Origin of the sequence: Enterococcus sp. AZ048 (assembly GCF_051715125.1) — a bacterium.
Taxonomy (GTDB): domain Bacteria; phylum Bacillota; class Bacilli; order Lactobacillales; family Enterococcaceae; genus Enterococcus_A; species Enterococcus_A gilvus.
Map to the genome: position 1 here is coordinate 1,625,251 of NZ_JBIOTD010000001.1, position 19,750 is coordinate 1,645,000.

At 43.3% G+C, this 19,750-nt stretch carries 16 protein-coding genes (1 of these 16 cut by a window edge); 7 read left to right on the forward strand and 9 right to left on the reverse strand.

Annotation, left to right across the window (positions count from 1 at the left end):
* Positions 1–60 precede the first annotated feature (60 nt).
* Positions 61–2,223 carry an amino acid ABC transporter substrate-binding protein/permease gene (locus IGI66_RS07895; protein ID WP_438848392.1) on the forward strand — a complete coding sequence of 721 codons (2,163 nt, stop codon included), beginning with the start codon at positions 61–63 and terminating at the stop codon, positions 2,221–2,223.
* Complete coding sequence (locus tag IGI66_RS07900) at positions 2,224–2,973, forward strand: amino acid ABC transporter ATP-binding protein (RefSeq protein WP_438848394.1); 750 nt, start codon at positions 2,224–2,226, stop codon at positions 2,971–2,973.
* 20 nt (positions 2,974–2,993) lie between these two features.
* On the opposite strand, the gene IGI66_RS07905 is transcribed toward IGI66_RS07900, so the two are convergent.
* Complete coding sequence (locus IGI66_RS07905; protein ID WP_431380652.1) at positions 2,994–4,037, reverse strand: glycerol dehydrogenase; 1,044 nt, start codon at positions 4,035–4,037, stop codon at positions 2,994–2,996.
* 115 nt (positions 4,038–4,152) lie between these two features.
* Positions 4,153–5,340 carry an elongation factor Tu gene (gene tuf, locus IGI66_RS07910; protein ID WP_086303686.1) on the reverse strand — a complete coding sequence of 396 codons (1,188 nt, stop codon included), beginning with the start codon at positions 5,338–5,340 and terminating at the stop codon, positions 4,153–4,155.
* 331 nt (positions 5,341–5,671) lie between these two features.
* Here tuf and IGI66_RS07915 point away from each other — a divergent pair, with 331 nt between their 5' ends.
* Genes IGI66_RS07915 through IGI66_RS07925 form a run of 3 tightly spaced genes read left to right on the forward strand, consistent with a single transcriptional unit; the run spans position 5,672 to position 7,345 of the window.
* Complete coding sequence (locus IGI66_RS07915) at positions 5,672–5,944, forward strand: hypothetical protein (RefSeq protein WP_438848397.1); 273 nt, start codon at positions 5,672–5,674, stop codon at positions 5,942–5,944.
* A 4-nt stretch (positions 5,945–5,948) separates the two neighbouring features.
* Positions 5,949–6,587, forward strand: a complete 639-nt coding sequence (locus IGI66_RS07920; RefSeq protein WP_438848399.1) for an ABC transporter ATP-binding protein — start codon at positions 5,949–5,951, stop codon at positions 6,585–6,587.
* Positions 6,584–7,345: an ABC transporter permease gene (locus IGI66_RS07925; protein ID WP_438848401.1), complete on the forward strand. Its 762-nt coding sequence runs from the start codon at positions 6,584–6,586 to the stop codon at positions 7,343–7,345. Before IGI66_RS07920 ends, IGI66_RS07925 begins: the two co-directional genes overlap by 4 nt.
* A gap of 49 nt (positions 7,346–7,394) precedes the next feature.
* On the opposite strand, the gene ilvA is transcribed toward IGI66_RS07925, so the two are convergent.
* From ilvA to IGI66_RS07960, 7 genes are all read right to left on the reverse strand, one after another.
* Positions 7,395–8,651: a threonine ammonia-lyase IlvA gene (gene ilvA, locus IGI66_RS07930; protein WP_010780591.1), complete on the reverse strand. Its 1,257-nt coding sequence runs from the start codon at positions 8,649–8,651 to the stop codon at positions 7,395–7,397.
* 14 nt (positions 8,652–8,665) lie between these two features.
* Positions 8,666–9,661, reverse strand: coding sequence for a ketol-acid reductoisomerase (ilvC, locus tag IGI66_RS07935; RefSeq protein WP_438849285.1), 996 nt, complete (start codon positions 9,659–9,661; stop codon positions 8,666–8,668).
* A 59-nt stretch (positions 9,662–9,720) separates the two neighbouring features.
* Entirely contained in the window at positions 9,721–10,197 is a 477-nt protein-coding gene (gene ilvN / locus IGI66_RS07940; RefSeq protein ID WP_010780589.1) for an acetolactate synthase small subunit, read from the reverse strand.
* The gene (ilvB, locus tag IGI66_RS07945; RefSeq protein WP_438848403.1) at positions 10,198–11,904 is read right to left on the reverse strand and encodes a biosynthetic-type acetolactate synthase large subunit; all 1,707 of its coding nucleotides are present in this window, start codon (positions 11,902–11,904) and stop codon (positions 10,198–10,200) included.
* A gap of 10 nt (positions 11,905–11,914) precedes the next feature.
* A complete protein-coding gene (ilvD, locus tag IGI66_RS07950) occupies positions 11,915–13,597 on the reverse strand; it encodes a dihydroxy-acid dehydratase (protein WP_438848405.1) in 1,683 nt (560 codons plus the stop codon).
* 414 nt (positions 13,598–14,011) lie between these two features.
* Positions 14,012–15,817 carry an ABC transporter ATP-binding protein gene (locus IGI66_RS07955; protein WP_438848407.1) on the reverse strand — a complete coding sequence of 602 codons (1,806 nt, stop codon included), beginning with the start codon at positions 15,815–15,817 and terminating at the stop codon, positions 14,012–14,014.
* Positions 15,798–17,540, reverse strand: a complete 1,743-nt coding sequence (locus tag IGI66_RS07960; RefSeq protein WP_438848409.1) for an ABC transporter ATP-binding protein — start codon at positions 17,538–17,540, stop codon at positions 15,798–15,800. The genes IGI66_RS07955 and IGI66_RS07960 overlap by 20 nt, the downstream gene beginning before the upstream one ends.
* Positions 17,541–17,616: 76 nt before the next feature.
* Between IGI66_RS07960 and IGI66_RS07965 the strand changes: the two genes are divergently transcribed.
* Together IGI66_RS07965 and IGI66_RS07970 are read left to right on the forward strand one after the other, a co-directional pair.
* The gene (locus tag IGI66_RS07965; RefSeq protein WP_438848411.1) at positions 17,617–18,453 is read left to right on the forward strand and encodes a MerR family transcriptional regulator; all 837 of its coding nucleotides are present in this window, start codon (positions 17,617–17,619) and stop codon (positions 18,451–18,453) included.
* A 379-nt stretch (positions 18,454–18,832) separates the two neighbouring features.
* Positions 18,833–19,750, forward strand: the 5' portion of a protein-coding gene (locus tag IGI66_RS07970) for an RtcB family protein (protein ID WP_438848413.1). It continues 249 nt past the right edge of the window; the window shows 918 of its 1,167 coding nt (coding positions 1–918); it begins with the start codon at positions 18,833–18,835; the stop codon falls past the right edge of the window.

Here is a 19,750-nt window from a genome sequence, read left to right on the forward strand (position 1 = left end):
TGTATTTTATCCTTAAACTAACATATAATAAACAAACGATAAGTAATTAGGAGGATAATTATGAGAAAAACCAAATTAATTCCATTTGTTGTTTTCTTAATGGCAAGTCTATTCACACTTGGCTTTGCCAGCAAGACACATGCTGCGGAAAAAACATATAAAATCGGGACGGATTTAACCTTTGCCCCGTTTGAATTTCAAAACTCAGATGGTGAATACGTGGGGATCGACGTTGATTTACTGAATCAAATTGCGAAAGATCAAAATTTTAAAGTGGATCTGCGTCCATTGGGCTTCGACAGTTCAATCCAAGGAGTACAGTCTGATCAATTGGACGGTATGATTGCCGGAATGAGCATCACGGATGAGCGCAAAAAAACATTTGATTTTTCAGATCCTTATTTCGACAGCGGTATTCAAATGGCTGTTAAAAACGACAACAAAGATATCAAAGGTTACGATGACTTAAAAGGAAAAACAGTTGCTGCGAAAATTGGGACAGAAAGTGCCACATTTTTAAATAACAATAAAGATAAATACGGTTATGAGGTCAAGCAATACGAAGCCGCAGACGCTATGTATAATGCGTTGACTAACGGGAATGTGGAAGCTATCTTCGATGACTACCCTGTTCTCGGCTACGCTGTAACGAATGGCCAGCCCTTTAAATTAATTGGTGATCCAGAAAAAGGCAGTTCCTACGGTTTCGCCGTTAAAAAAGGTGAAAATAAAGAATTGTTGGAAAAATTCAATAAAGGCTTAAAAGACTTAAAAGCGAATGGCGAGTACGATAAAATCGTTAGCAAATACATCTCTACCGGTTCAGGTGATAAAGCCGCATCTGGTGACATGAAGAAAATCGAACCTAAAAAGGATGTTTATGTTATTGCCAGTGATTCCGCCTTTGCTCCTTTTGAATATAAGGACAGCGATGGTGAATACAAGGGAATCGATGTGGACTTGTTGAAACGTGCCGCAGACCTTCAAGGCTTCAAACTAGATATGAAATTCATTGGTTTCTCTTCTGCGATGCAGGCCTTAGAATCTGGTCAAGCAGATGGTATGATTGCTGGAATGACTATTACGGACGAACGAAAAGCCAATTATGATTTTTCTGACCCCTACTTCCAGAGCGGCATTCAATTAGCCGTTGGGAAAGACGATAACGATATTAAAGCCTACAAAGATCTGAAAGGAAAAACTGTAGGTGCAAAAGTGGGCACTGAGAGTGCTGATTTCTTAGAAGCACACAAAGACGAGTATGGCTACACGATCAAGAGCTTCGATGCCGCTGATCAGTTGTATGATGCTTTGAAAGTTGGATCAATCGACGCCATGATGGACGATTATCCAGTAATCGGCTACGCTGTGAAGCAAGGCCAAGCGTTAAAAACACCAATTAAACGTGAAGTCGGCGGAGAATATGGCTTTGCCGTGAAGAAAGGTGAAAATCCTGAACTTCGCGAAATGTTTACTGAAGCATTGAAAGAAATGAAACGTACCGGTGAATACGATGAAATCGTCAATAAATACATCGGCTCCGGTCAGGAAGAAAAGAAAGACGCGGTGGACGAATCCACGATTACCGGATTGTTGAAAAACAATTATAAATCGTTGTTAGAAGGTTTATGGAAAACGATCGTATTAGCATTAGTATCGTTTGCTTTAGCCTTAGTTTTAGGAGTGATCTTTGGGTTGTTCCGTGTATCCCCTGTACGTGGTTTGCGTTTGCTAGCGGGTGTTTATATTGATATTATTCGTGGTATTCCTATGATGGTACTGGCCTTCTTTATTTTCTTCGGCTTACCAGGGATCACAGGAATCAAAATTCCTGACTTCGCAGCCGGGATCATCACCTTAACCTTAAATGCTAGTGCATATATCGCGGAAATCGTACGTGGCGGTATCAATGCCGTTCCGGTCGGTCAAATGGAAGCTTCACGTAGTTTAGGTTTGTCGTACAATCGGACAATGCAGAAAATTATTTTACCGCAAGCTGTAAAAATCATGATCCCTTCTTTCATTAATCAGTTTGTTATCAGCTTGAAAGATACGACGATCATTTCAGCAATCGGTGTGGTAGAATTGCTGCAAACCGGTAAGATCATCGTTGCACGTACAACACAAAGCTCTTACGTTTACTTGATCATTGCAATCATGTACTTAATCTTGATCACGATCTTGACTAAGTTAGCGAATCGTTTAGATAAGAAGGTGAAATAGATGGAAAAGAATGCAAGCAATAAAATCGTTGTAAATCATTTAGTTAAAAAATTCGGCGACAACACTGTTTTAAATGACTTAAATATCACTATCAGTGAAGGTGAAGTCGTATGTATCATCGGTCCATCTGGTTCTGGGAAAAGTACCTTTTTACGCTGTATGAACCATTTGGAAGAACCGACATCTGGCGAGATCATCATTGACGGACAAGACCTGACGGACAAACATACAGATATCAACTTGGTGCGTCAGCATATCGGTATGGTATTCCAGCATTTCAACTTGTTCCCTCACCTGACTGTTTTGGAGAACATTACGTTGGCTCCCCTTGATCTAAAAGGTGAATCAAAAGATGCAGCACAAAAACGCGGTGTTGAATTACTGAAGCAAGTAGGTTTAGCTGAGAAGAAAGATGATTATCCAGATAGCCTTTCGGGTGGTCAAAAGCAACGTGTGGCTATTGCCCGCGCGTTGGCGATGAATCCTGATGTGATGCTGTTTGATGAACCGACTTCCGCTCTTGACCCAGAAATGGTTGGCGATGTTTTGAAGGTTATGAAGGACTTGGCACTACAAGGTATGACCATGGTCATCGTAACCCATGAAATGGGTTTTGCTAAAGAAGTGGCTGACCGTGTCATCTTTACCGATGGCGGAAAGATCTTAGAAGATGGGACACCAGAACAAGTCTTCAATAATCCCCACAACCCAAGAACACAAGACTTCTTGAACAAAGTTTTGAATATTTAAAAAAGGCCCGTGAAATCATGTTAGATTTCACGGGTTTTTCTAAATGTCATTAGTGCTCTATATACTTCCTCTTTTTTTGCTTGTGATCCGCTGCGAACGATCCCGTCCTCTGGTGAAAATGCAAGATCGGTGATTGTTTTCAGTTCATTCACGGAGGGAAAAATGGTCAACGCTTCATAGGTGATCGGCAACTCGAGCTTTTTGAATAACGCTTGATATTGTGCAAGCTCCTCTTCTCGTCCTTCGATTCGCAATTGCTGCAACGTTGTCAACGCGATGATTTGTCCGTGGCTGCCTTTTATCGCTCTCCCCCACAAACTGACCATCGCATTGTGCAAGGCATGGGCGATACTCAATCCGCCTGATTCAAACCCAATACCACTTAATAATATATTTGCCTCGACTACTGCTTCAAAGGATTGAGTGATTTCTTGTCTTTTATTGGCCTCTATCGCTGCCTCCCCATGCTCCAACAACACTTCGCGACACTTCTCCGCAATGGCTCCTGCTGCTAAGGTAGGTGCCGCTCCTAAGGTATTCTTCCCATTATTTTCTCGTACTGTTCTTGCTTCAATTGACGTTGACAATCCGTCTGCGATTCCCGCGGCTAAAAAGTGGACCGGACTTTGGATCAAGATTTCCGTATCAACCAGGACCAAATCAGGGCTTTTAGTGTAATAGGCATAGTTTTCAAAATATCCCTCTTGATACTGAACCGAAATTCGAGAAGTAGGGGCATCGGTTGCTGCTGAGGTGGGGACAACAATGCAGCGGCTCTTGGAATTAAAAGCCAGTGCTTTTCCTAAATCGATCGCTCTTCCGCCACCCAAAGCGATGACATAATCAAAACTCACAGTCGGCTGTTCCTCCTCTACTAACCAGACAGTGAGTTGTCCCCCTTGCTTTATCAGTTCCTTCATCAGCCCTTCTCCGACCATTTGATAGACAAACGCATCCGTTACTAGTAATCCTCTTTCTCCAAAAGACAAAATATCCTCTACATGGGCCCAAAGAACATTCTTTCCCTGTCGATAAGCCATCGGACTCGCAAAAAATTTTTCCATAGCGGTCTCCTTTTTGATTTATCATAGCAACTTGCTGAAATCGGTGCAAGAAAACTTCGCAGCATTATAAAAAAAAGCACGCAGCTTTTTACGCTGCGTGCTTAGTAAGTCTAAATTATTTTTCGATTTCAGTAACGATACCTGAACCAACAGTACGTCCGCCTTCACGAATAGAGAAAGTTGTTCCTTTTTCTACAGCGATTGGGTGGATCAAATCAACGTCGATTGTTACGTTATCGCCAGGCATAACCATTTCAGTGCCTTCTGGCAACATGATATTACCTGTAACGTCCGTCGTACGGAAGTAGAATTGAGGACGGTAGTTGTTGAAGAATGGTGTATGACGTCCGCCTTCTTCTTTCGACAATACATATACTTCTGCGCTGAATTTTGTATGCGGTGTAATTGAACCTGGTTTAGCTAACACTTGACCACGTTCGATTTCATCACGAGTAATCCCACGTAAAAGCACACCAACGTTATCGCCGGCTTCTCCGTAATCCAATGTTTTACGGAACATTTCAAGACCTGTTACGATTGCTTTTTGAACTTCAGGTTTGATCCCGATGATTTCAATTTCATCACCGACTTTGACTTCACCACGGTCGATACGACCAGAAGCTACAGTTCCGCGTCCTGTGATTGAGAACACATCTTCGACTGGTAACAAGAATGGTTTGTCAGTATCACGTTCTGGTGTTGGAATATATTCGTCAACAGTATCCATTAAGTCAAGGATGACTTGTTCTTGTTCAGGATCGCCTTCTAATGCTTTCAAAGCAGAACCTTTAAGAACAGGAATATCGTCGCCTGGGAAACCATATTCTGTAAGCAATTCCCGAACTTCCATCTCTACTAAATCGATCAATTCGTCGTCATCAACCAAGTCTACTTTGTTCAAGAAGACGATCAAGTATTTTACACCTACTTGACGTGATAATAGAATGTGTTCGCGTGTTTGAGGCATAGGGCCATCAGTAGCTGATACTACTAAGATCGCACCGTCCATTTGAGCAGCACCGGTGATCATGTTTTTAACATAGTCCGCGTGTCCTGGAGCGTCGATATGGGCATAGTGGCGTTTTTCAGTTTCGTATTCTACGTGAGCGGTATTGATAGTGATTCCGCGTTCACGTTCTTCGGGTGCAGCATCGATACTAGCGTAGTCTTGAGGGTTTGCGAGACCTTTCTTACCTAATACCGTTGTGATTGCTGCAGTTAATGTTGTTTTACCGTGGTCGACGTGACCAATGGTACCAATATTAACGTGTGGTTTACTTCTATCATAATGTTCTTTTGCCATAATAAACAAACCTCCTAAAAAATTCTTACGGATACAGTGTAAATCATTTTGAATGAAATGAAAAAGATTTGCACTTTTACTTTTTGTAAGTAACCATCCGAGAGTATAATACATCAGAATTGGTCAAACTCCAAATGATATGTTTCTCGTCATGAAGAGGACAGGAATAACTCGGTCTTCTCATCGTTTCTATTGCCAAATACTTTGCTTTAGATGAGAGATTATAGGCTATAATAAAAACCAAAGAGTGTACAGAAAAATGGATTATTGGTTTAATAATAGAGTACATTTACAAAAGAATCCTGATAAGTCATGATGGAGGTAAGAAGTTATGGGAAATTTTCAAGCGTTGTTGGCTCAAATTCCAGATGAAGTAAAGGAAGCTTGGAGTGTTGGTTTTGTGTTTGTTAAAGAGAAGGATAACTATTGGCACTTTCCTGCCAGACAATGGACCGATGCTCAAATTAAAGACTATTTTATTGAACGGTTTGATCAAGAGAGCCGGATCATTAGGCACCCAGCATTCGCCTTGAAGCAATTAGTAGTCGATGAACGGCCGGATCTTTTTGTCGTGATTCCTTATACTGCTGGAGAGGAACAATAATCAGATGGCACTTTTAGAGTTACATGATGTCAGTTATCAAGCGGGACAGAATACCATTTTAGATCACCTTTCCTTCACCTTAGAAGAAGGTGCTTTTTTGACGATCACTGGTCCCTCTGGAAGTGGCAAGAGCACCCTATTACGCGTGATCGCTTCATTAGTGTCGCCAACGAACGGGGAGCTGCTCTTCAACGGCAAGCAGCAACGTTCCTACGACTATACTGACTATCGTCAACAAGTTTCTTATTGCTTCCAACAGCCTGCTTTGTTCGGTGATACTATTGAGGACAATTTAGCTTTCCCTTATTTCGTCCGATCTCTTTCTCCAGATAAGGAAAAAATGGCAACTACCCTCAATCTGGTTGATCTTCCCTCAAACTATGTCTCAAAAAGGATCACTGAATTATCTGGCGGTGAACGCCAACGTGTCGCGATGATTCGGAACATTTTATTTTTACCAAAAATTTTATTACTCGACGAAGTGACGACCGGTTTAGATGAATCGACAAAAGGAATCATCCATCGACTCGTCCAGCAATTGCAGCAACAAGGCTGCTCCATTATGCAGGTGACGCATGATGAATCCGAAATTCAGGCAGCAAAAGAACTGCTGATCCTCCAAGAAGGGAGATTAAAAAAATGAATTCTTTAGCTGTGAACGACCTCTCCTTCGTACTCGCTTTTGCCTTGGTTTTGATCGCTGTCTTTATTAGCTCAAAAGAAAAGCTTCATTTATCTAAAGATATTTTTCTTAGTATTATACGGGCGATCCTTCAGTTGATCCTAGTAGGCTATTTGCTAAAATACATTTTCCAAGTAAACAATGGTTTCTTAACAGTGGCGATGAGCCTGTTTATCGTGTTTAATGCGGCTTGGAATGCGCATAAGAGAAATCCTGGTTCACGTAAGAAATACCGCCATTCTTTTGCCGCTATTTTTATCAGTACCTATGTGACACTGGGTGTCTTGATTTTTTCTGGAGCGATCAAATTTGTTCCCTCGCAGATTGTGCCTATTACAGGAATGATTGCGAGCAATTCCATGGTAGCGATTGGTCTGTGTTACCGCACGTTGAATACCCAATTCCATGATTTGAGGCAACAAACATTAGAAAAATTAGCTTTAGGTGCTTCAATCAACTTGGCCTCTAAGCCTATTTTGCAGCAAAGTATCAAAACGGCCATGCAGCCGACAATCGATTCTGCTAAAACGGTAGGACTTGTGAGTCTGCCGGGAATGATGTCCGGTTTGATATTTGCGGGTCTTGACCCCGTCCATGCCATCAAATATCAGATCATGGTGACCTTCATGCTGCTCTCTGCTACCAGTATGGGAGCGATCATTGCCGGGTATTTTGCTTATAAAGATTACTTTAATGACGATTACCAGTTGATTTCCTAAAAATGAACACAAAACGACCTCCAAAAGGGATCTTCTGGAGGTCGTTTATCTATACGAGCAAATTGTACAGTGTTTTGTTTTGACTTAACTCGATATAGGTAGAATCAAATTCATTTAATCGCTTCAATAAGCTTGGCAGTGTCTCAGGCTTCTTCAACAACACGCCGATCACTACTGGGCCGGTCCCGCGATTGCTTTTTTTCGTGTATTCAAATCGAGTGATGTCGTCCCCTTCACCCAATACCTCGGACACAAACTCCTTGAGCGCACCCGGACGTTGCGGAAAATTCACGACAAAGTAATGTTTTAATCCCTGATAAATCAGCGAACGTTCCTCGATCTCTGCCATTCGATTAATGTCGTTGTTTCCACCGCTGATGACACAGATCACTGTTTTTCCTTTGATTTTTTCTTTCATTAAATCCAAAGCAGCAACACTCAATGCACCCGCGGGTTCAACTACAATGGCCTGCTTGCCGTACAGATCAAGAATCGTAGAGCAAATCAATCCCTCATCCACCGACATCAACTCATCTACATATTCTTTGCTGTGGAGGTACGTTATTTCCCCTACACATTGAACGGCTGCACCGTCAACGAATTTGTCAATCTCTGCCAATTTCACTGGTTGCTCTTTTTCAAAAGCTGCCTGCATCGATGCCGCCCCTTTTGGCTCCACACCAATTACTTTTGTCATAGGAGATGTATTTTTAACGTAGGATGATACGCCACTGATCAAGCCTCCGCCGCCGATTGCTGCAATGACATAATCTGGTTTATAGCCTTCACTTTCTGCATCGGTCATCATCTCTAAAGCCAGTGTCCCTTGACCGGCAATGATGTTCCTGTCGTTGAAGGGATCAATGAAGGTCATGCCATTTTCTTCGCAATATGCTCTTGCCGCAGAAGCAGAAGCATCAAAGGTATCCCCAACTAAATGAATATCTGCGAATTCGCCACCAAAAAAATTTACTTGCGAGACTTTTTGCTGTGGTGTCGTAGTCGGCATAAAAATCGCGGCTTTCGTTCTCAATTCATGACATGTATACGCCACTCCCTGTGCGTGATTCCCCGCGCTTGCACAAACAACACCCTTTTTTAGTTCCGCTTCTGGAAGTTTTTTTATGGCATAATAGGCTCCGCGTAATTTAAACGAACGAACCTTTTGCAGATCTTCTCTCTTGAGTAAAACGGTTGCCTGATACTTTTCAGATAAGTAACGATCATATTGCAATGGTGTATGATTGACCGAATTTTTCAGTAATTGATAGGCACTGCGAACCTCGGTGTCTTTGATCAAATCCATCACTGCACCTCCCACTAATCTTTACGGCTGACAAATGGCATCATTTTTCGTAATTCGCCACCTACTTCTTCAATTTGATGACCCGCACTTTTTTTACGCATCTTCTTGAACTCTGGGAAGCCGTTTTTGTTATCATCAATGAAGCCTTGCGCAAATTTTCCATTTTGGATATCTGTTAGGACGTCCTTCATTCCTGCTTTTGCTTGATCCGTAATAACGCGAGGTCCTGAAACATAATCCCCGTATTCCGCAGTATTGGAGATAGAATTCCGCATTTTTCCAAAGCCGCCTTCATAGATCAAATCAACGATCAGCTTCATTTCGTGACAGACTTCGAAGTATGCCAACTCAGGTTGATAGCCCGCTTCTACCAAGGTTTCAAATCCTGCTTCGATCATACTGGTTAATCCGCCACATAACACGGCTTGTTCACCAAACAGATCGGTTTCAGTTTCTTCCTTAAAGGTTGTTTCCAAGACACCTACTCGTGTCGCACCGATTCCTTTAGCATAAGACAGCGCTAATTCTTGAGCAGTTCCTGTTGCGTCTTGATAAACCGCGAATAAGGCAGGTACGGCAAATCCTTCAGTAAACGTCCGACGAACTAAATGTCCCGGGCCTTTAGGTGCCACTAAGAAGACATCCACGTTTTTCGGCGGATTGATTACATCAAAATGAATATTGAATCCGTGGGCGAAAACTAACGCGTCGCCTTCTTCTAAGTTTGGTGCGATTTCATTCTCATAGAGCGCACCTTGGATCTCATCTGGAGCTAAAATCATGACTACTTCGGCTTTTTTAGCTGCGTCAGCTACTGACAATACATCAAACCCATCTTCACGAGCAGCCTCAGCGGATTTTCCTTCTCGCACACCGATCACGACTTGGTGACCCGTGTCACGTAGATTTTGTGCATGAGCGTGTCCTTGTGACCCATAACCCACTACAGCAATTGTTTTTCCTTCTAAAGCATCCTTCGCTACTGCATCATCATAATAAACTTTAACCATCATTTTTCCTCCAATTTATTAAACTATATTAATAGCAAAACAAGAAATTTATTTTGCGTTTAACCTCTGCTAAATCCAGTTACTCCTGTTCGAGCTAACTGCTTGATACCATATGGTCGAAGTACATCGATACAGGCATTGACCTTTTCCGTCGAGCCTGCGACCTGTACGACGATCGTTTTTAATCCTACATCCACGACATCTGCACGAAACGGATCGATCATCGCTTGAATCTCTGAACGGATCGCAGCCGGCGCACTGACTTTGACCAATGCCAATTCTCTTTCTAAATGAGGCTCATCCGTTACATCAGAGACTTTCACAACATCGATTTGCTTATTTAGCTGCTTGGTTACTTGTTCGACATCTGCTAAAGTGTCCGCTTGGATAATGATCGTCATGCGCGACTCTCCGTCTCTTTCCGTTCGACCGACAGAGACACTATCCATATTTACCTGTCTGCGGTTTAGCACGCTGGTGATGCGACTCAGTACTCCCGCCTGATCGTGAACCATCGCTGTGATCATTCGTCTCATCTAATCTACCCCCAACATCTGATCATTTGGCATACCCGCCGGAATCATAGGCAATACGTGCTCTTTCGTGCAAATCATCACCTCGATCAGCATAGGGCCGGGTGTCGCAAACGCTGCTTGCAATTCTTTTTCCAACGTATGTGGATCAGTGATTTTTTTACTGCCTATCCCATAGGCTTCCGCCATCTTCATGAAATCTGGCTGCTCTTGAAAAACAGATTGCGAACGGCGTTCATTGAAGAATTTTTCCTGCCATTGACGAACCATTCCCAGGGATTGGTTGTTCATCAAAATGAATTTAATATCCAAGTTATTTTGATTCAAAATGGCGAATTCCTGATTGGTCATTTGAAAGCCGCCATCTCCGACGAAGACGACCACTGATTCCTCTGGTTTGCCAAATTTCGTCCCAATGCCAGCGGGGATTCCATACCCCATGGTCCCTAACCCGCCACTGGTGATTAATTGTTTTGGAAACTTGAATGGATAAAATTGTGCTACCCACATTTGATGCTGGCCTACATCAGTCGCCACATAAGCTTGCCCTTCGGTGATCCGTCCAACAATCTCGATGACTTCTTGCGGCTTGATGACTTTTTCATCCCAGGTGTATTTCAATGGGTATTTTTCTTGCCGTGCCTTACACAGCATCCGCCACTCTTCACATTCTGGCGCATCACTCTCTGTCGACAGCATTTGACTTAACGCGATCTTTGCATCGCCGACGATCGGGATATCTGTTTTGATGATCTTTCCGATTTCTACTGGATCAACATCTATATGGGCAATTTTGGCATGAGGCGCGAATGCTTCAGATGAACAGGCCAGACGATCGTCAAACCGGCTGCCGATGTTGATCAGTAGATCGCATTCCATCATAGCCATATTTGCGGCATATGTTCCATGCATGCCGCCCATACCTAGAAAATTAGGATGATCATGCGGCAGCAAGCCTAGCCCTAATAAGGTGCTCACTGTCGGCAGCCGGTATTTTTCTACCAATTGTCGCAATTCGTTGCCGCCATCTGCCGCAACGACTCCTCCCCCAACAAGAAGCAGCGGTTTTTTTGCTTGTTTCAGTAAGGTCATCAGCCGTTCGATTTGTAAAATAGAGGGTGTTGTCGTCGGCTGGTAACTCTCTAAATGAACGACCTTATTAATGGCTGGATTGGCTTTCAATGTCGTAATGTCTTTCGGCAAATCAATCAGCACTGGTCCTTTTCTTCCTGTCGTCGCAATATGAAAGGCTTCATTGATGATCCGGGGAAGCTCTTCAATGTCTCGAACCTGATAATTATTTTTGGTAATGGGAACGGTGATTCCCAGCATGTCTGCTTCTTGGAAGGCATCCTTTCCAATGCCGGGTGTGGTTACTTGACCTGTAATAACGACCAACGGAACCGAATCGATCATCGCGTCTGCGATCCCCGTGACTACATTGGTCGCACCAGGTCCGCTGGTTACAATAACTACTCCAGGTTTGCCTGTCGCCTTCGCGTACCCCTCTGCGGCGTGCACGGCGCCTTGCTCGTGCCGTGTAAGAATATTCGGAATCGATTCATCATAAAGGGAGTCATACAGCGGTAAAACGGACCCGCCAGGATACCCGAAAATCAATTCGACTCCTTGATTTTCCAAACACTTGATCAATAGATCTGCGCCGCTATACAGCTCTTCCGTGTCTGCTTTTTGCTTCATTTCTTCCATCACGATCCCCCTATTCCTCTGGTAGTTTCATGACTCCGCCAGTGTGCGCGGAAGTCACCATCGCTGAGTAACGAGCCAACCAGCCTTTTTTGACTTTTGGCTGGAATTTTACTAATTGCTCTCTTCGTTTTGCTAATTCTTCTTCTGAAACAGCGACGTTCAATGTACGATCTGTCAAATCAATCGTAATCTCATCTCCATCTTGAACCAGAGCGATGGGTCCGCCGGCTGCTGCCTCTGGTGAAATATGTCCGACAGCGATGCCCCGCGTTGCTCCAGAAAAACGTCCGTCTGTGATCAGCGCAACGTCTTTTCCTAATCCGCGGCCGACGATACTAGATGTTGGTGCCAACATTTCGGGCATTCCCGGACCGCCTTTTGGTCCTTCGTATCGGATAACAACGACATGTCCTTTTGTGACAGTGTGATCATCGATGGCAGCCACTGCTTCATCATGAGAACTAAAACAGATCGCTGTTCCTTTAAAGACAGTGATACTCGGGTCTACTCCGCCCACTTTGATCACGCTGCCTTCAGGTGCAATATTCCCGTATAAGATCGACAGGCCGCCAACCGCACTATACGGTGCCGTCTTCGGATGAATCACTTCTTCGTTCTTGATTTTCGCTGAAGCGACATTCTCACGTAACGTTTTGCCGGTAACGGTGATCCTGTCTGAATGAATCGCTCCATCGATAGAGACCAGTTCGTTGATGATCGCTGGAACCCCGCCGGCTTCATGAACGTCGTGCATCGAATAGCTGGAGGACGGCGCAATTTTTGAAAGATAAGGAACTCTTTTGGCAATCTCATTAATATCAGACTGATCGTAATCAATCTCGGCTTCATTGGCGATAGCTAAGGTATGAAGAACAGTATTGGTTGAACCGCCCATCGCCATATCCAATGCGAAGGCGTCGTCAATCGCTTCTTTCGTGACGATGTCTCTTGGCTTAATCTGTTTCTTCACAAGATTCATCAAGTGTTTGGCAGACTCTTTTACCAGCTCCCGGCGTTCATCCGAAACCGCCAAGATCGTACCATTTCCAGGTAATGCAAGACCCAATATTTCCAATAGACAGTTCATGGAGTTCGCCGTAAACATCCCAGCGCAGGAACCGCAGGTCGGGCAGGCATTTTGTTCCATGAATAGGAAATCCTCTTTGGTCATTTTGCCTTCTTTGAACGTTCCTACCGCTTCAAACATCGAGGACAACGTTGTTTGGTGTCCCAATGGATCGATTCCCGCCTTCATTGGCCCGCCAGAGCAAAAGATCGAAGGGACGTCCGTCCGGACAGCGGCCATAATCATTCCCGGCGTAATCTTGTCACAATTCGGAATATAAAACACGCCGTCAAACCAATGAGCATTGATCACTGTCTCTGCTGCATCAGCGATCAATTCGCGACTCGGTAGGGAGTAACGCATCCCAATATGTCCCATCGCGATGCCGTCATCGACACCGATCGTATTGAATTCGAAGGGAATCCCGCCGGCTTCACGAATCGCTTCTTTTGCCACATCTGCCAGTTCTCGCAGGTGAACATGTCCAGGAACGATATCGATGTATGAATTACAAATCGCAATAAACGGTTTATCCATATCGTGAATATTCTTTACTTGGCCAGTCGCATACAATAAGCTTCTAGCCGGTGCTGCATCAATTCCTTTTTTAATCTGATCACTTCTCATAGTCACATCTCCCCTGCCATCAAAAAAAGAGCATCCCATCAATAAAATGGGATGCTCTTGCAAGAATCCCATTTGTAACGCAAACAGGACTCAAACTAACGGTTCATACTTTCCCGCGTTCTAAGTCCTCAACTCAATAATTAATAAGACGATGCCATCGAAATTATTGTATTTACTCTTGCGCATAAAAATCGGCTCCTCGTTTTTCTAATAATATCTTAATCATTTTTTTATACTATACAGTTCATAAGATTAAAAGTCAATGAATTTTCAGAATATTTTCTAATTAAATTGTTTTAGGGTTTTAACCTGGACACTTTTCATTTGTAAAGCCAAACCCATTTAAAGTTTACAAATGAAAAGTCATTGTTCCTTTGACTTTACAAACGAAAAGCCCGACACGAGGTGTCGAGCTTAAGCGGCGAATTGACTATCGTAAAGAGCGGCATAAAAATCGCCTTTTTCCATTAAACTGCGATGGCTGCCTTGTTCAATGATCGCCCCGTCTTTCATGACTAAAATCAAATCAGCATTTTTGATGGTCGACAAACGGTGGGCAATGACGAAGCTTGTTCGCTCTGCCGTTAACTGATCCATAGCTTGCTGAATCATCCCTTCTGTCCGTGTATCGACACTTGATGTCGCTTCGTCCAGAATCAGTAATTGCGGATCGGCTAAAATGGCCCGTGCAATCGTCAGCAGCTGTTGCTGTCCTTGGGAAATCTGACTGCCGTCAGAAGAAATGATGGTGTCATACCCGTTAGGCAACGTACGAATAAAATGGTGGCATTGAGCATCTTTCGCCGCCTGAACCACCTCTTGTCTGGTGGCATCAGGATTGCCGTATGCAATATTATCTGCCACAGTCCCTTCAAACAGCCAAGTATCCTGCAGCACCATTCCGAATTTTTGTCGAATGACCGCTCGTGAAAAATGACTGACGTCTTTTCCATCAACTTCGATCTGACCGCCGGTTAATTCGTAAAAACGCATCAACAAGTTGATCATCGTTGTTTTTCCAGCGCCGGTCGGTCCTACGATAGCGACCATCTGCTTCGGCTTCACTTTAAAATTCACATCTTCCATGAGCAAACGATCCGAAGAATACCCAAAGGAAACATGCTTGAAGTTTACTTCGCCCCGCAGCGTTTCTGGAACAGGAATGTGGATCGCGTCTTCCTTTTCTTCCTCTTGATCTAAAATCTCAAAGATTCGCTCCAGTGCAGCAAATGCACTTTGTAAACTGTTGATCACATAAGAAACCTGCGTGATTGGTTCTGAGACCTGATTGACGTATTGTAAATAGGCCTGGACCAAACCAATCGATAATTGGCCGTTGATCACCATGATACCGCCAACGACCGCACTCGTCACAAAGCCTAGCTGGTTGATCAGCCGAATCAAAGGATTGATCGCGAAGCTGACGAACTGTGCTTTTTTGAAGGCTTGGAATTGCGCTTCGTTCAATGCATCCAAATCTTCCATCGTTTCTTTTTGTCGATTGTAAGACTTGATCAGCAAGTTTCCTGAGTAATCCTCTTCGGCTTTCGTTCCCACCGCTCCTAAAGCAACTTGATTCTCTGAAAAATATTCTTGGTTTTTATGAGCCAGACGGTTTGTCAAAAAGAGACTGATCAGTAGAATGACCACTATCCCCAAGGTAAGCAGTGGGCTTAAATAAATCATCAAGCCTAAACCAATCACGATCGATAGGACAGCGGAGATCATTTGCATCAATCCTACTTGCAGAACCTCAGATACTTTGTCTAAATCAAGTGTCGCTCGTGTCAACACATCCCCCGTTTTATACTGATCAAAGAAATTCATCGGCAAGCGGTTAAGCTTTTCCGTTAACAGCTTTCTCAGTCGCAGTGTTAACGTTTCAGCCACACTTGCCATAGTGTATTCTTGCAGCAATGAAAACAAAGAGACACCTAGCCATGACAAAAAGAGCAGTGCCACTGGACGGACCAGTGCATTAAATAAGCTCTCGACTGTTACCTGACCTGTTTGGATCAAGGAGATGATCGCATCCAATCCCTGACCTAAAATCAGCGGAGTGATCGCCATCAAAGCCGCGAAAAAAACTGCCGAAGAAACAATTATGACAAATCGACCTTTTTGTTCCATCAAGAGCTTCAACAGACGAATGCTGGTCTTTTTAAGCTCTTTTGGAGTTTCAGTTACCACTTCTTTTTCCTCAACTTGCTTGATGCTCATGCTTTTTCTCCTCCATTCCTTGAGATTTGGCAAATTCTTGATACACGCCGCAGGTTGTCAGCAGCTCTTCATGGGTACCTTTCCCCACGATTCGTCCTTCCTCTAAAACAATGATCTGATCCGCATCCTTAATCGTTGAAAGACGCTGCGCAACGATCACGATCGCCGCCTCGGACAAATACGTTTTCAGGGCCTTCCGTAATTTCGCGTCTGTTTGATAATCCAGTGCTGAGAAACTATCGTCAAAGAAATAAAGATTTGCTGGCTTGATCAAGGCTCTGGCAATACTCAACCGTTGCTTTTGTCCCCCAGAGAAATTATTTCCCTTTTGAGCAACAAACGCATCATATTGTCCATCTAACTGATGAATAAAGTCTTCTGCCTGAGCAGCTTTTGCAGCCGCCTGCATTTCTTTTTCAGTTGCCGCAGGATTTCCAAAGAGGAAATTGTCCCTGACCGTGCCGCTAAATAAAAATGCTTTCTGCGGGACATAGCTGATTCGATCTCTGAGGGCTTCTTGTGTCACCCCTTGAATCGGTTCAGCTAAGAAACGAATCTCACCCTTGGTCGTATCTCGTAGACGTAAAAGGGCTTTCGCAATCGTACTTTTACCCGATCCTGTTCCCCCGACAATCGCTGTCACCCCTTTTGGAATGTCAAACGTGATGTCGGATAAGACGGCTTCTTCCGCACCGCTATACGCGAAATCAACGTGATCGAAAACAGCAATCGGCGTATCCGTTACTCTAGCAAACGAGGTCTTCGGACCATCGACGATTTCTTCTTCTTTATCCAAAACTTCACCGATACGCTCCAAAGAAGCCAACGCCTTCGGGATCATTACGATCACCATCGCTGCCATCGTCAAGAACCATAAGCTCAAGATCGTATACTCACTGATCGCAGTCAGACTGCCGATCGGTACATTTCCTTGAACAACTAATAATCCGCCAAACGCTAAGACAGCAGTCATTCCTAAGCCCATGACTAAGTTCACTGTCGGATTCAAAACAGCAAATAATTTATTGACACGGATCATAACATCAGAATAGTTAAAGAATGTTTTGTCTGTACGTTCTTTTTCAAAATTCGTTTTATTGAATGCGCGAATCACTCGCACACCTGTATAAAATTCTCTTAGAATCTGCATCATTTTGTCCATCCGCTGCTGCATCACATCTGCGAGAGGAACAGCCTTCTTGATAACGATAAACGAAACGATCGAAAATAAGACGATCGATGCGATCGGTATCCAGACAAAGCGCCAAGAGATCATTCCTGTCAAAACGATCGACGCCAAGCAGATCAACGGCGCAGGAATAATCATTTGGAAGACCATCATCAAAATTTGTTGAATATTTGTAATGTCACTGGTTGTTCGAGCAAGTAACGTGGGGGTCCCGAATTCATCCATTTCAGCCATAGACAACTGCTGTGTTTTGCTGACTAGCTGCTTCCGCAGAAAATAGCCGAAGCGTCCAGCCAAAATCGCTGAATAATAACTTGCGATAATCGACACGATCCCCGTCAACACGGCGATCCCCAGCATCAATCCGCCATTTCGCCAAATCGCTCCTTGATCTCGCGTTAAAATACCTTCATCAATAATTTCAGCAACATAGTAAGGAATCATAAGTGTTCCAACCGCCTGCACGATCATTAAGATGAAGGTGCCCAAGAACATCGTTTGATATTCTTTGAAAAAGATTTTGAATAGTTTCATCTTTTTTTCCCTCCTTCTCCTATGTTAGAATAAAGTGTAACGTAACGTCACAGTCAAGCAAGAAATGAGGATTTCTATGAAAAAATATTTAACGATCAGTGAACTAGCAAAATACGCAGGCGTCAGTCGACGAACGTTGATCTATTACGATCAGATCCATCTTTTCAAACCAGCAAAAATTGGCGAAAATGGGTATCGTTATTACAGCATTGACCAGTATTTTGAATTAGACGTCATTCTCTTATTAAAAAACCTCGATGTTTCATTAGAGGAGATTCATGCCTTTTTGAAGAATCGAAACGTGGATTATGTCTTAGATGGATTCACGCGGCAAAAACAAAAAGTCGATGAACAAATCAACAAGTTAAGGAGCATTCGCGGAACTCTAGACAGCTATATCGAACGGTATACGACGTTAAAAAACTTTGACTTGGAGTCTATCACTTGTTCCTACCGTGAAGCAGAGTCCTTTGTTATTTCTGATACTATTGAAAATTTCGACGATATTGATTCCTTTCAAGTATATGGACGGTTTTATTCCTACGTAGAGAGCAGCGATCTGTTCAGCGGTTACCCCATTGGCTTTTTAGTCGACGGTGCGGCGTTCTACGAAGAGAACTTTCATGATGCGCCGTATCGAGCCCTCGTAAAAATCCCTGAAGACCGAATACACCTATATGATGAACATCGCGTCATCAAACGCCCCGCTGGTGACTATGTTTCTGGTTTTATCAAAGATGAGATTCATTATATCAATACCTTTAATAATCGTTTTAAAAACTATTTGAAGGAACATCACTTGGTTTTAAATGGAGATATCTGGGAATTACTCTGGCAAGATGAAGCCACATCGGAGCATCCTGAGGATCAGGTATTTGAAGTATTGATTCCAGTGACAAAAAAGATTGAATAGAATTTATAGACCAAAGAAATGATACAAAATGCTGTAAACCAAAACACCTTGACACCCTGTGTTTCAAAATGATAGGATGAAATGAAAACTAACGAAGGGAGAGAGCGCAATGATTAAGACTAACCAAGTAAACAACCTACAAATGATTGATCTAGCTGTGTCGTTTTATTCGAATAGAGGGACTTTTTCAACCGACTCTCTGCTTATTCGTAAATAAAGCGTATTTAGCAAACTGTCAATCATTCGGTTGACAGTTTTTTTGTATGGATTTTAATAAATAATCGACGGAGGTGCTTCCTATGAGTGGAACAAGAAAGGATACTAAGAAGAATAAACTAAACCAGAGGAACAATTCGATTCCTCTATGAGAGGATTAATAGTGAAAATAATAAAAGGAAAATACACCTCTGCTACTGTATACGCAGAGGCACTGACAGAAAGTACAAGAGGGCAACTTATGACTCTTTGTAATCAACCCTTTACAAAAGGTCAAAAGATTCGAGTGATGCCGGACACCCACAGCGGTGCGAGCTGTGTCATTGGAATGACGATGACGGTAACGGATAAAGTAGCTCCTAGCTTGGTGGGGGTCGACATTGGCTGCGGCGTCCACGTGACGAAAATCAAAAAAGGGATCAAACAAAATTTTGATAAACTCGATCGGGTCATTCGAAATCGGATTCCCAGCGGCCATCACTCCCACAGCAAACCCCAATATGCTTTCAATTTGGAGCACGTGCATGCACCTGTCCATCGGGGTGCTGCATTGCGAAGTATCGGAACATTAGGCGGCGGCAATCATTTTATCGAGGTCAACGAAGGCAATAATGGGATATATCTGGTCATTCACAGTGGCAGTCGAATTTTGGGAAAAGAAATTGCAGACTATCACCAAGAGATCGCCTATCAAAAGCTCACTGACGCACGCCAAGAGATACACGCACAACTAAAAGCTGCCGGCGCTAGTCTAGAGAAGCAATCCCTCGCCAATGTACTGAATGAATTGGAGATTCCTTACGAATTTTCTTTCGTTTCAGAAAATGATTTGGCAAACTATTTAGCAGATATGAAGGTCGCTCAACAATACGCTGCCTTCAATCGACAAACCATGGCGCTGACGATTTTAAAAGCAATGAAATGGGAAAAGCAGATCATTGAGAGCTTTGACAGTCCCCATAACTACATTGATACTGATCAGATGATCTTGCGCAAGGGAGCCGCTTCGGCTAGAAAGAATGAAAAAATGATCGTTCCATTAAACATGAAAGACGGCTCCCTCCTTGGGGTCGGCAAAGGC